Origin of the sequence: Stenotrophomonas terrae (assembly GCF_039674165.1) — a bacterium.
GTDB lineage: Bacteria > Pseudomonadota > Gammaproteobacteria > Xanthomonadales > Xanthomonadaceae > Stenotrophomonas > Stenotrophomonas terrae_A.
In genome coordinates, this window is sequence record NZ_JBDJMY010000017.1 from 33,437 (window position 1) to 46,589 (window position 13,153).

Consider the following 13,153-nt stretch of genomic DNA (forward strand, 5'->3'; position numbering starts at 1 on the left):
ACCGTGCTGAATCACTTGGTGAGGGCTTGACAGGCTTTTCGTTTACTCGTGTAATCGACAAAAATTACAGGCGTAAACGATGATCCGGATCAGTGAGGCCGAAGCCGTGGTGATGGAGGTGCTGTGGGGTCAACACCCACTCTCTGCCGACGAGGTTATCGCGCGCCTGCCGGCAGGGAATGAATGGGCTGAAGCAACCGTCAAGACCCTGCTCAACCGCCTGCTCAAGAAGGCCGCCATCAGTGCCAGCAAGGAGGGCCGGCGCTTTCTATACGCGCCGCTGGTGCAGCGCGATGCCTGGGTACTGGAAGAAAGCAGCAGCCTGCTTGAGCGGCTGTTCGATGGCCGGGTGGCGCCCTTGGTAGCGCATTTCAGCCAGAACCAGAGGCTCAGCCGCGACGACGTGGCCGAGCTGCGCAAATTGCTGGAGGAGCTCGATGATGAGCAGCGCTGAGATGCTGGCGGTTCTCACCGAAACCACCTTGGCCAGCAGCGCGGCGATCGTGTTGGTGCTGTTATTGAGGCGCCCGGTGCGGCGTTGCTTGGGCGCCAGCGCGGCCTACCTGCTGTGGCTGGTGTTGCCTGCCGCGTTGCTTGCGGTGCTGCTGCCAGGGCCGCAGCTCACGGCAGTGCCGATGCGCGTGGTGGGTGCGACGGCGCAGGTGGGCGAGGTGGTCGCGGCGACCGTTGGCTTCAGCTCGGCGTGGCCACAGTGGTTGTTGAGCGCGTGGTTGGCAGGTGCCGTACTGATGGCCGCGCGGTTGGTGCGACAGCAATACGATTTCCGGCGTGAGTTGGGCGTGCTTGTGCAGCGTGCGGACGGGTTGTGGCAGGCACAGAGCACGGCAGGTTTGCCGGCGGCGATGGGTTTACTGCAGCCCAGGATCGTGTTGCCAGCGGGTTTCGAACAGCGTTACTCCAGCCTGGAACAGCAGCTGGTGCTGTTGCATGAGCGCGTGCATCTGCGCCGTGGCGATATCGGGGTGAACGCACTGCTTGCCTTGTTGCAGTGTGTGTATTGGTTCAACCCGCTGCTGCTGTTGGCCCAGCGCCGCTGCCGCGAGGATCAGGAGTTGTCCTGTGACGAACGGGTCATCGCACAGATGGCCGGCGCGCGTCGCAGTTACGGCGACGCCATGCTCAAGACCGGGCTGGCGCAGTCTTCGTTGCCGGTGGGGTGCCACTGGCAGAGCCATCATCCATTGAAGGAGCGTATTGCGATGTTGAAGCGACCGGTACCGGGGAAGAAGCAGTGGGCGGCAATGCTGTTGTTGTCGGTTGGGCTGTCGTCGGGGTTTGCTTACGCGGCGTGGGCGGCAAAGCCGGCGCGCGCTGTCGCCTCGGCAGTACAAGGCACGGTCTATGCCACCTTTGTCGAGGCCGAGCTTGATGGCACGACACAGCGTTTTGAACTGCGCCAGCCTGCAGGCATGCCGTTCTCCTTCAGCGCCAGCTCGGGCAGGGGCGTGCAGTGGGCAGCGGAATTCACCCTGACGCCCGCTGCGGATGGCCTGCTGAAGCTGCAGGGCACGATGAAAGCCGATGGTGTAGTGGTGTCTTCGCCCACGCTGTTGACCAAGGCCAACGAAGTCGCGGGCATCGAGGTCTCGACCGCGGACGGACGCTCGCTATGGAAGCTGCAGTTGCGCTCGCTGCCGCAGGTCGCCGTGCCGGTCGCGGCAGACAGGATCTCGTTGGAGCCTGAAGCTATCGCCGGGGCGGCAGTGGTCGATCGGATGCCGCCTCCGCGTTATCCGAAGGACGCGGTGGACAACCGCATCGAAGGCAAGGTCATGTTGCGTATCGAGGTTGGTGCGGATGGACGGCCTACTGATGTGAAGGTCACCGAGTCGCAGCCGCAGGGCGTGTTTGATGCAGCGGCAGTGGAGTCTGCATGGAAATGGACCTTCGTCCCGGCGCAGAAGGATGGCAAGGCGGTAGCCAGTGCATTGAAGGTGCCGGTGCAGTTCGCGATGGATGAAGAAGAGCTCACCTATACCGAACAAGGCAGCTGAGCATGCGCATGCGTGCAACCGTAGTGGTATTGCTGGCCTTGGCCGGTTGCGCAACGCGGCCGGCAACGGACGCGTCGTTGGCGCACTTCGACGTCAATCAGCAGCGGCAGCTGCTGCAGCCCGAAGCCAGCGCGGGAGCGCCCGGTGAGGTGCAGCCCTATCAACTGGCGGCGAGCGAACGTTTCCGCATGCCGGTCGCACTGCATGCGCCGGACCCGGCGTTGCCGGAAGATCACGCCCGGCAGTCATTGGCGCCAACCACGGTGTGCCTGCGCGTCATCATCGACGCGCAGGGCCAGGTGCAGCGTTCGGAGCCTTTGCTCGCGCATTCGCGCTGTGCCGGCGGTGCCGAGGCGGGGAACGCATCGTTGTTGCAGTCAGCCTTGTCGGCTACTGCGGATTGGGTGTTCCAGCCGGCAGCGCTCTGCCACTTTGTTGCCGGCAGCGCACCTGCTGGAGATGGCTGCGAAGGTGCTGCGCGGCTGGAAAATGTACCGGTGACGCTGTCCTATGCCTTCACCTTCGAAGTGGTGGAGGGCAGGGCGTCGGTGCGGCAAGGAGGCCTGCGCTGATCTGCTGCCCTGCGCGCGGCACCTTGCGTGCAGCGCGCAGGCAGAAACTCAGGGCGTATCCAGCAGCTGGTTCAACAAGGCCGCCAGCTGTTCGCCGCCCAGGCGAAGCTGGGCCTCGGCAACCGGTTCCCACACTGCGGTGTAACGCTCATCGATCTTGTGACCGCTCGGGTACAGGCCTTTGCGGGTGGCGATGCGGCAGGTCTGCTCGGCCCACAATGCCGGGTCGCGCTGCAGGTCCGGCGCACGGGTGCTGGCGGGTGCTGGCAGTGCCTGCAGCCGTTGCAGGAACTGGTCGTCGTTCAACTGCAACGTGTAGAACATGCCGCTGTCCCAGACCGAATGCAGGTTGGTGCCGCGGCCATTGAACTGCAGCTGGTAGCTGTTGCCGCCGCGGTCGTGGCCATAGCCGGCATGCAGCGGCTGGTGCAGGTCACCGACCAGATGCACGACGAACTTGAGCGCCTGCAGACGTTCGACGTCGCTGAGCTGGCGGTTGGCCAGCAGTGCGCTTTGCGCCTGCAGCGCGCCAACCACGCAGTTGCCGTTGGGGCAGTGCTTGGGCGGGGAGAAGGCGCAGTCGTCCTCGGCCATGTTGACGTAGTGCCAGCTGGCCGAACGCTTGCCCAGATCGGGATCGTTGCCGCGCAGCTGGTCGGCCCAGGGCGCGATGCTGCTGAGGCTGGCGCCGGGTTCGGCGGCCAACAGGCGCTCAACTTCCGCCCTGGTGGCGGGGTGAAGGTTGGGTTCGGCAATGCGCGCGACCAGCCGGTGGCCTTGTGCGCCCCATGCCAGGGCCTGGCCGGGGATCAATGCGGAAACTGCGAGGGTGATGCCGACAGCCGGCAACAGGAGACGGTGGAGCTTGTTCATGCCGCCATTCTAACGGCTGCGCTGGGCTCAGCTGCGTGCGCCAGCTGGCGAAACACGCCCCCGGCGGTGGCCGGGGACGTGCTGGTTGCTGCCTGCTTGCCTTGCAACCGCGGCAAGGCTCAGAACTTGAAGACGTACGCCACGCCGTACACCAGCGGATCGATCTTGGCGGTGCCCAGCGAATTGCCGTTGACCTTCACCTTGGTGTCGATATCGGCCCAGCGCATGTCAACACGCAGTGCACCCTTGTCGCTGACGGCGAAATCCAGGCCGGCGTGCGCTGCCAGGCCCCAGGAGTCTTCCAGCTTCAGCTTGGTGCCGGCCAGCGCGCCCTTGCTGTCGGTGCTGAAGAACTTGGTGTAGTTCACGCCCAGACCGACGAACGGGGTGACCTTGCTGCTGTTGGTGAAGTGGTACTGCAGCGAGACCACCGGCGGCAGCTGCTTGGTTTCGCCGACCTTGCCGACGCCGTTGATGCTGACGTCGTGCTTGAACGGCAACGCTGCCAGTACTTCGATACCGATGTTGTCGGCGACGAAGTATTCAAAGGTGACGGTCGGCTTGACGTCGCTGTCGACCTTGGTGGACAGCTTGCCCAGGCCCAGCGCGGCGCCATTCAGATCGCCGGCATCGGACTTCGGGTCAACGGCGTGGACGCCGACGCCCAGGGTCCAGTCGCCCTTGGACTGGGCCATGGCGGGGGCGGTGGCAGCCAGGGCCACGGCGGCAGCCAGGCCGGAGAGCAGCAGGGCGGAGGTCTTGCGCATGTGTAAATCCATTGCTTGGTGGAGGTGGCACCAGTGTCGGGACAGGGCTGGGAGAGCGCTTTGATCCTGATCAAACAGGGGTTTGTACTCAGCTGGCGCTCAGCTGCGGCCACGCCCGGGCTGGCCACGGGGCGGGCAGCTGTCCTGTTAGAATGGCGGCCCCTTTCCACCCCCGCCGCAATGGCTTTGCGGCTGCAGGAGCTTGTGAACATGGCAATCAAGGTCGGCATCAACGGTTTCGGTCGCATCGGGCGCAATGTGTTGCGTTCGGCAGTGTTGAACTTCGGCAATGACATCGAGATCGTGGCCATCAACGATCTGCTGGAGCCGGACTATCTGGCGTACATGCTCAAGTACGACTCGGTGCACGGCCGTTTCAAGGCTGATGTGGAAGTGTCGGGCAGCGACCTGCTGGTCAACGGCAAGAAGATCCGCCTGACCCAGGAACGCGACCCGGCCAACCTGAAGTGGGACGAAGTGGGCGTGGACGTAGTCATCGAATCCACCGGCCTGTTCCTCACCAAGGAAACCGCGCAGAAGCATCTTGATGCCGGCGCCAAGAAGGTGATCCTGTCGGCCCCGTCCAAGGACGACACGCCGATGTTCGTGTTCGGCGTGAACCACAAGACCTACGCCGGCCAGAGCATCGTCTCCAACGCTTCGTGCACCACCAACTGCCTGGCCCCGCTGGCCAAGGTCATCAACGACAAGTGGGGCATCAAGCGCGGCCTGATGACCACCGTGCACGCTGCCACCGCCACCCAGAAGACCGTTGACGGCCCGTCCAACAAGGATTGGCGCGGCGGTCGTGGCATCCTGGAAAACATCATTCCGTCCTCCACCGGTGCTGCCAAGGCCGTGGGCGTGGTGATCCCGGAATTGAACAAGAAGCTGACCGGCATGAGCTTCCGCGTGCCGACCTCGGACGTGTCGGTGGTCGACCTGACCGTCGAGCTGGAGAAGGAAGCCACCTACGCTGAAATTTGCGCCGAAGTGAAGGCACAGAGCGAAGGCGCGCTGAAGGGCATCCTCGGTTACACCGAAGACAAGGTGGTTGCCACCGACTTCCGTGGCGAGACCCACACCTCCGTGTTCGACGCCGAAGCCGGCATCGCCCTGGACAGCACCTTCGTCAAGCTGGTCAGCTGGTACGACAACGAGTGGGGCTATTCCAACAAGTGCCTGGAAATGGTGCGCGTCGTCGCCGCCTGATCCACGCGTTGAGTAGTAAACAGAAAGGGCGCCTTGCGGCGCCCTTTCTGCGTTTCAAAGCCCCTCCTCTCGCCGCAGGCGAAGGGGGTGAAGAAGGCCGCTTGCACGCCACTGGCGTGCGGTCTGCTGAACGACCGAAGGCTGCGCCTGAGGGCCGGACGGGTTGGGAGGGATGCTTTCAGCAGTTGCCCCCGACCCCTTTATTGCCTTGGCGGCTCCTCGATCACCTCACTGCCCGGGTGCCTGGCAAACCGTCCCTGTCCGGCTGGATGCACCGGCCCATGGCCGGACCAGGGCCAGCCACCAAACTGGGTACGGCCGTAATCGCGCCGGGTCTGTTCGATCTCCTCGGCGCTGTTCATCACGAACGGTCCATAGGCCACAACCGGTTCGGCAATCGGTACGCCCTGCAGCAGCAGGATCTGCACCACCTCACTGCCGCCGTTGTGCAGGGGCAGGGCACTGCCGGCGGCTACTTCCAACAGGCGCGGTTCGGCGACGGAGCTGCCGTCCACCTGCAAATGCCTGCCATCGTGGAAATACAGCGTGCGCCGCGTACCCGGCCGGCTGGCCGGCGGCAGGGTCAAGGAAGCGCCCGGCTGCAGGGTGATCTGCCATACCGCCAGATCGGCGTCCGGGTTGGCTGCCCATGAGTTGCGGCCCGGCGCCAGCGCAACTACCTCGGCCTGCGCGGCTTCCTGCGGCTGGTAGCGGCCGGCAATCACGTTCACCTCGGCGCCGCCGCTGCGGTACTTGGGAATATTCTCGCCCCACAGCATCACGAACTCCGGATCGGCCATCTTGCTGCGGGCTGGCAGGTTCAACCAGATCTGGTACAGCTCCAGCGGATTGCCCTGCTCGCGCGAACGCAGCGGGAACATCTCCGAATGCTGAATGCCGCTGCCGGCGGTCAGCCACTGTACGTCACCATCCCCGTAGCGGGCGGTGGCACCCAGCGAATCGGCGTGATCGACCACGCCCTTGGGCACGATGGTGATGGTTTCAAAGCCGCGGTGCGGATGCGCCGGGAAGCCGGGCACGTTCACCCCGTGGTACATGCTGAAGCCGTCCTTGCCGCTGAAATCATGGCCCAGCTCGCGGCCGCCGAGCAGGCGCATGTCCACGGCCTGGTCGGCGGTGGCCGGCGGGAACTGGTCCAGGTGGTAGGCACAGAACAGGAACGGATCGGTGCCCGGCCACGGGTGGCCCAGCGGTTCGTTGCGGAGGATCAGGTTGGACATCGGTGACTCCTTGGCCTGGGTGGTGTGGCGCGCCAGCGGGCTGGCGCCCAGCTGCGTGGACATGCTCTATTGATGGGTGCGCGGTTCTACGCCACAAGGAGGCACGCCGATGGCAGCAACTCACACCGGTGATACTGGGCTTGGCGAAGGTGAAGATGCCGCGTATTGCAGGCAGGTGCGCTTGTTGCTGGACCGTGTAGGCGAAAAATGGAGCCTGCTGGCGGTGCTTGCGCTGCGTGGCCAACCCCGCCGTTTCAACCAGCTGCGGCGCGAGCTGAGCGGGGTCTCGCCGCGCATGCTGGCGCGTTCGCTGCGTGGCCTGGAACGTGATGGGCTGGTCAGCCGGCAGGTCTACCCGACCGTGCCGCCGCAGGTCGACTATGCCTTGACGAGCTTGGGGCAATCGCTGCTGCAACCGGTGGACGCCCTGCTGCAATGGGCCTGGGCGCACCAGCCGCAGATGGACCAGGCGCGTTCCGACTTCGATGCACACCAGCAGCAGGACGCGGACGGAACACCGCTGTAGGGCGTGCAGCGGAGCTGACTGTGCCTGACCTTGCGTTTTCAGGTGACCCCGATAAGGTGATGCAGCACGTTCAGGTGCACAAGGATGATCAATGGACGAGGGTTGGGTGTTGTTGATAGTGCTGCTGGTACTGGCCGCGCTGGCAGTACCGGTGTTGTTGGTTACCGCCCTGGTATCGGTGTCCTCGCTCAAGCGCCGCGTGGCTGTGCTGGAAGCGCGTCTGGACGCTGGCGACACTGAGGCCGCACCGCGACAGCCGCGCAGCGAGGCCGCCCAGCCTTACGCTTGGCGGGAGCCGGAAGCCAATCCAGACGATTCCGTTGCGGTGCCGGAGACGGCTGTGCCGGTCGCCGCGCCCGCACCGGTTGTTTCGTCCGAGCCTGCGCCGGTCACCGCTACGCCACTGCCGCCACCATTGCCGCCCAGGCCCGATCCGCTCGATCCACTGGCAAGCGCGCCGCGCCGCCCGCTTCCGGCACGGCAACCGGCCCCGGAGCAGACCTGGACGCCGGCCGCACCGGCACCACCGGCCGAACCCAACGTCATCGAGCGCGCGCTTGCCTATGCCAAGCAATGGCTGACCAGTGGCAATGTGCCGGTCAAGGTCGGCATGCTGGTGTTGCTGGCCGGCGTTGCCGCCCTGCTCAAGTACGCCAGCGACCAGGGCTGGTTCGTGGTGCCGCCGAGCCTGCGCCTGGCAGGCATCAGCGCCGCCGCACTGGCCGGCCTGGTATTTGCCTGGCGCAAACGCGAGAGCCACCGGAGTTTTGCCCTGGCGATGCAGGGCGGCATGATCGGCATCCTTTTGCTGGTGGTGTTTTCGGCCTGCAAGAACTACGGAATGATCGGCGTCGCGCCGGCGTTCGCGTTGAGTGTGGTGTTGATTGCCGGCCTGTCGGTGATGGCCGTGCTGCAGGAAAGCCGGACTCTGGCCATCCTCGGTGTGCTGGCCGGTTTCATGGCGCCGATCTGGTTGTCGGACGGCAGCGGCAACCATGTTGCCCTGTTCTCGTATTACGCCTTGCTCAACCTTGGCATCTTCGCCATTGCCTGGGTGCGGCCGTGGCGCATCCTCAACCTGCTGGGCTTCGTCTTTACCTGGGGCATCGGTACGGCTTGGGGTGTGCTGGACTACGAACCGGCCAAGTTCAACAGCGTCGAGCCCTTCCTGGTGCTGTTCTTCGGGTTCTATCTGTTGCTGCCCTTGTTGTACGCGCGCAAGGCCAGCACCGCCGGCAATGCGCGCATCGATGGCTGCCTGTTGTTTGGTACGCCGCTTATCGCCTTCTCATTGCAGGCCGCGTTGCTGCAGGGCGATCGCATGCCGTTGGCATTCTGTGCATTGGGTGTGGCTGCGCTGTATGCGGTGCTGGCACGCGCGCTGATCAACAACGAGCGCATGAATGTGCTGGCACGCGGCTACGCCATTCTCGCAGTCGGATTCGCCACCTTGGCGGTGCCTTTGGCCCTGTCTGCCAAGGCCACGGCATCGGTGTTCGCGCTGGAAGGGGCGGGTCTTGTATGGCTGGGCCTGACCCAGGATCGTCGCCTCGCCCGCTGGACCGGTATTGGCCTGCAACTGGCGGCTGCTGCCGCCTTGGTCATTGGTGTGTCGGCTAGCCATCCAGGCGCAACAACCGCCATTGCCAACGCCGCCTTCATGGGCGCTTTGCTGATCGCCGTTGCCGGCTTCGCCACGGCGTGGTGGTACCGCGCTGCGGGCAATCAGCAGGTCGCGACCGTGGCTTACCTGTGGGCGCTGGTCTGGTGGCTGGGCAATGTGATCATGGAAATCGGTGATTTCGTCGAGGTCGGCAGCCGCCTGCATGCAGTGTTGCTGCTGCTGGGCGTAACCGCGTGGGTGGCAGCCGAAGTGCAGCGACGTGCACCGGCCCTGGCGCTGTCGCTGACCACGCTGGGTGGCTTTGTCATGGCCTTCCCGGTCGCGTTCCTGCAGCTGTCCGAGTATGGCCAACCGTTCGCCGGCTATGGGGCGATTGCGTGGCCGGTATTTGCTGCCTTGGGCGTACGCAGCCTGATGTGCCTGCGTGCCGGCAGTGGTGCGGTGGCTGGGCTGGCGCAGTTGGCCTGGTGGCTGTTGTGGCCGACCGTATTGTCGTTGCTGGCCTGGCATATAGGCGCGCGTTTCGCACTGGCCGAAGGCTGGGTGGGCATGTTGCTGGCGCTGCCGTGGCTGTTGTTGGCGATGTTGTCGATGTACCGCTGGGCGTGGCTGTCGCAGCCGCTGGGTGCCGCGTTCGAGCGCTATCGCGCGGCCTTGCAGTTGGCGGTGTTCGCGGTATTGGGCTTGTGGTGGCTGACTTCGTTGGCCAGTGCGGGTTCGGCGGCGCCGCTGCCGTGGATTGTGGTGTTCAACCCGCTGGAACTGGCGGAGATCGCGGTGCTTGCGCTGTTGGCGATGCGCCTGCGCCAGAACGGCAGCGCAGCGGTGCTGCCGATGCAGTTGGTGGGTACGGCCTTGGCCGCCTTGGTGCTGGTGACGGTGATGACCTTGCGCGCCGTCCATCACTGGGGCGATGTGTCGTGGAACGACAGTCTGCTCGGCAGCAAGTTGGCGCAGACCAGCCTGACCGTGGTGTGGAGCCTGCTTGGTGTGATCGGCTGGATCTCCGGCTCGCGTCGCGGCCAGTGGGGGCTGTGGCTGGCCGGTGCCATTCTGATGAGCGTGGTGTTGGCAAAGCTGCTGCTGATCGATCGTGGCAATCTGGGCGACCTGCTTGGTATCGGCGCTTTCATCGCCTATGGCCTGCTGTGCACGCTGGTGGGTTGGTTGGCGCCGGCACCGCCGCGCCGTGCAAATGCTGCAACAGACAATGAGGACGTTTCCGCATGATCAAGCGCCTGCTGGTAGCGGCCTTGCTGCCTTTCAGTGCACTCGCCGCCGATGACTTCGCCCGGCAATGGCCGCTGCAGTTGTCACAGCCTGATGCCGGCGCTTACCGGGTGCCGCTGGATGCAGACGTCTATGCCGCTGCGCATTGGCGTGACCTGCGTGATGTACGGGTGATCGATGCCGATGGCAAGCCGGTGGCGAGCGCGGTGTATGCCGCAGCTACGCCGCTGGGCGGCGCGGTGCGTACCGCGCCGCTGCGTTGGTTTGCGTTGCCGGCGGCCAGCGTGGGCGGCGATGACGACCTGAGCGTGGTGGTCGAGCGCGATACTGCGGGCAAGGTGGTGTCGATCCGCAACCTGGTGGGCACGGCGCCCGCGGCAGCCGCTGCCGATCCGGTATGGCTGATCGATCTGGGTGATGAGGCCGGCAAGCTGCACAAGCTGCTGGTTGACTGGAGCGACACCGCGGCGACGCTGGATCTGGGTTATCGACTGGAAGGCAGCGATGACCTGCGCGGCTGGCAGGTATTGGACCCACAGGTGCGGCTGGTGCAGTTGCGCAACCAGGGCAACGCGCTGCGCAACAACAGCATCCGGGTTGAATCAGGCCTGCGCTACCTGCGCCTGGTGCCTTTGCAGCGCAGCGGCGCACCTCCGCTGCAGGGATTGCGTGGCGAGTTCGCCGACGCGGTCGAAGCAGGCGATTGGCAGTGGCAGGAACTGCAGGCGGCTGCAGGCGGCAATGGCAAGGACGGTTACCTGTACCGATTGCAGGGGCGGTTCCCCGTGCAGCGGCTGGATGTGCTGATGCCGGCCAACAGCGCGGTGAGCTGGACGGTATCCAGCCGCGATGAGGATCGCGCCAAGGGCGCCGACGGCGAACCTGTCTGGCAGACCCTGACGACCGGCTGGAACGCATGGAACCTCACGCAGGGCGGCCGGCAACAGCGTTCTGCACCACTGGAAACCTCGGGCATCATCGATGACCGGCAATGGCGCCTGCAGGCCGAGCCGGGTGCGGAACCTGCCGCTGCGCCAGCGTTGCGGCTGGGCTATCGACCGGGCAGCGTGGTGTTTCTTGCGCAGGGGCGGGCGCCGTACCTGCTGGTTGCCGGCAGCGCGGACGAAGGCAAGGCGCAGGCCGCGCTGGATCCGATGCTGGCAGCATTGCGTGCACACAACGGTGCGCAGTGGCAGCCGGCCGCAGCGACGCTGGGCGCGGGTACGCAGCGTGCCGGCGATGCGGCCTATCAGCAGGTTGAAGCACCGCGCGATTGGAAGAACATCGTGTTGTGGCTGGTGCTGGTGTTGGGCGCAGCAGCGGTGGCGGGCTTTGCTTTCAGCCTGATTCGCAGCAGCCGCGCAGAAAAAAGCGAACGATGAGGTGGTGCCGAGCCATGCTCGGCAGGGGCATTCCCGGTAGTGCGTCCGGTCTTCTGCTAGTGCCCCCAGCCGAGCATGACTCGGCTCTACAGTTGCTTGGCCGCGTGTTCTGTCTGCAATCCAAGGTGTCGATTGGCATATGCGTTTTAAATCATTTGCGGTTGCACTTCTGCTTGGCTTTTCAACTGTCGCCGCTGCCAGGCAAGCTTCGGCCGATGTCCATGCTCAACAGGTCTTCGAACTATGGCTTGCTGCATACAACAGCGGTGAGCGCGATGCGCTGCAGACCTTCCTGGCCGACTACAAGGTTGGGCAGGACGCGCAACGCTTTCTGGATATCCGTCAATCGCTGGGTACGTTCAAATTGGTGGGCGTCAAATCCAGTACAGAGGACAGCGCGCAGCTGATGCTGCTGTCGGAGATGACCGATCGTGGGGTGTTGGCGACGTTGGATCTGGATCCTGCGGATCGGTTTGATGTCACCAAGCTGCAGCTGGAAGGAATGGACCTGCCGGATGAGTTCAAGCCTCAGCGGATGCGCCTGGCGCAAGTGCTGGCTGCAGGAGAAGCCCGGCTCGATGCCGCGCGCGCTGCCGATACGCTGTCCGGTGCATTGGCCGTCGCCAAGGATGGCAAGTTGCTGATGAGCTGGCACGGCGGCGCTGCTGATCGCGAGCACGCCATTGGTGTGGATGAAACAACGCGCTTCCGCTTGGCCTCGTTGAACAAGATGTTCACTGCGGTGGCGATCCTGCAGTTGCAGGAGGCCGGCAAGCTGTCGCTGGATGACAAGATTGCGCTGCATCTGAAGAATTATCCGAACCAACAGATAGCCGAGGCGGTCAGCATCCGTCAGCTGCTCAACCACACCAGCGGCCTGGGGGATGTGTTCGGAGAAGAATTCGAAAAGCGTTCGCAGTCGTTGCGCACGCTCAACGACTACTGGAGCCTGGCCAGCGCCACGCCGCTGGGCTCGACGCCTGGCAGCGAGGATGGCTATTCCAACTATGGCTACATCCTGCTCGGCTCGATCATCGAAGCGGTGAGCGGGCAGTCGTATTACGACTACGTGGATCAGCATATCTATCGCGTCGCGGGAATGAGCGCGACCGGTTCGGAGCCGGAATCGACAGCTGTACCCGGGCGCGCGGTTGCCTATACCAAGGTTGACGGCAAGTGGGCGCAGGAAACCAAGACGCTGCCGTGGCGTGGCACATCGGCCGGTGGTGGCTACAGTACGGTTGGCGATATGCTGAAATTTGCCGAAGCGCTGCGTGCGGGTCGGCTGATATCGCCCACCTCGCTGGGGCTGGCCACAGCACCGCAGAACAACAAAGGCTGGTATGGCTATGGCTTCATGGTCAGCGGGCAGGGCGCGCAGCGGCAATATGGCCACGAAGGTGGCGCGCCCGGTGCAAATGCATCATTGGTCGTGCTTCCCGCGCAGGGTTACGTGGTTGTCGGCTTGAGCAATGTGGACCCGGGCGCGATGGAGAATGTGGTCAACTTCATCGTGAATCGTCTGCCGCTGTGATCGGTAGTGCCGAGCCATGCTCGGCAGGGGCTTGCCCGGCAATTCGCATGTAGGAGCGGCGTAAGCCGCGAAGCTGATGCAAAGCAAACTGGCAAGATAGCTGCAACTGCGATTGGCTCAGGCAGCTGTTGCACTGTCGGCTTCGCGGCTTACGCCGCTCCTACAAGTGGTATTGCG

At 64.5% G+C, this 13,153-nt stretch carries 11 protein-coding genes; 8 read left to right on the forward strand and 3 right to left on the reverse strand.

All coding sequences use genetic code 11. The features are described 5' to 3' along the window. Positions 1-82 precede the first annotated feature (82 nt). The 3 genes from ABE493_RS09855 to ABE493_RS09865 are packed head-to-tail and all read left to right on the forward strand — an operon-like array spanning position 83 to position 2,587. Positions 83-454 carry a BlaI/MecI/CopY family transcriptional regulator gene (locus ABE493_RS09855; protein WP_346498784.1) on the forward strand — a complete coding sequence of 124 codons (372 nt, stop codon included), beginning with the start codon at positions 83-85 and terminating at the stop codon, positions 452-454. Further along, positions 441-2,015 carry a TonB family protein gene (locus ABE493_RS09860; protein ID WP_346498754.1) on the forward strand — a complete coding sequence of 525 codons (1,575 nt, stop codon included), beginning with the start codon at positions 441-443 and terminating at the stop codon, positions 2,013-2,015. Before ABE493_RS09855 ends, ABE493_RS09860 begins: the two co-directional genes overlap by 14 nt. Before the next feature lie 8 nt (positions 2,016-2,023). Next, the gene (locus ABE493_RS09865) at positions 2,024-2,587 is read left to right on the forward strand and encodes a hypothetical protein (protein WP_346498755.1); all 564 of its coding nucleotides are present in this window, start codon (positions 2,024-2,026) and stop codon (positions 2,585-2,587) included. Positions 2,588-2,635: 48 nt separating this feature from the next. Here ABE493_RS09865 and ABE493_RS09870 read toward each other — a convergent pair whose 3' ends face one another. Next, positions 2,636-3,460: a S1/P1 nuclease gene (locus tag ABE493_RS09870; protein ID WP_346498756.1), complete on the reverse strand. Its 825-nt coding sequence runs from the start codon at positions 3,458-3,460 to the stop codon at positions 2,636-2,638. Between the two features lie 119 nt (positions 3,461-3,579). Beyond that, positions 3,580-4,227, reverse strand: coding sequence for an OmpW/AlkL family protein (locus ABE493_RS09875; protein WP_346498757.1), 648 nt, complete (start codon positions 4,225-4,227; stop codon positions 3,580-3,582). Between the two features lie 210 nt (positions 4,228-4,437). On the opposite strand from ABE493_RS09875, the gene gap reads away from it, so the two are divergent. Further along, complete coding sequence (gene gap, locus ABE493_RS09880) at positions 4,438-5,439, forward strand: type I glyceraldehyde-3-phosphate dehydrogenase (protein WP_057629111.1); 1,002 nt, start codon at positions 4,438-4,440, stop codon at positions 5,437-5,439. A 200-nt stretch (positions 5,440-5,639) separates the two neighbouring features. Here the strand turns inward: gap and ABE493_RS09885 are convergent, their stop codons facing one another. Further along, positions 5,640-6,743, reverse strand: a complete 1,104-nt coding sequence (locus ABE493_RS09885) for a pirin family protein (protein WP_346498758.1) — start codon at positions 6,741-6,743, stop codon at positions 5,640-5,642. A 46-nt stretch (positions 6,744-6,789) separates the two neighbouring features. On the opposite strand from ABE493_RS09885, the gene ABE493_RS09890 reads away from it, so the two are divergent. The 4 genes from ABE493_RS09890 to ABE493_RS09905 all read left to right on the forward strand — a co-directional run bounded on the left by ABE493_RS09890 (position 6,790) and on the right by ABE493_RS09905 (position 12,976). Then, positions 6,790-7,206, forward strand: a complete 417-nt coding sequence (locus tag ABE493_RS09890; RefSeq protein WP_346498759.1) for a winged helix-turn-helix transcriptional regulator — start codon at positions 6,790-6,792, stop codon at positions 7,204-7,206. Positions 7,207-7,297: 91 nt separating this feature from the next. Further along, positions 7,298-10,060, forward strand: a complete 2,763-nt coding sequence (locus ABE493_RS09895) for a DUF2339 domain-containing protein (RefSeq protein ID WP_346498760.1) — start codon at positions 7,298-7,300, stop codon at positions 10,058-10,060. Continuing rightward, positions 10,057-11,442, forward strand: coding sequence for a DUF3999 family protein (locus ABE493_RS09900; protein ID WP_346498761.1), 1,386 nt, complete (start codon positions 10,057-10,059; stop codon positions 11,440-11,442). The genes ABE493_RS09895 and ABE493_RS09900 overlap by 4 nt, the downstream gene beginning before the upstream one ends. A 139-nt stretch (positions 11,443-11,581) precedes the next feature. Then, positions 11,582-12,976, forward strand: a complete 1,395-nt coding sequence (locus ABE493_RS09905; RefSeq protein WP_346498762.1) for a serine hydrolase domain-containing protein — start codon at positions 11,582-11,584, stop codon at positions 12,974-12,976. Positions 12,977-13,153 lie beyond the last annotated feature (177 nt).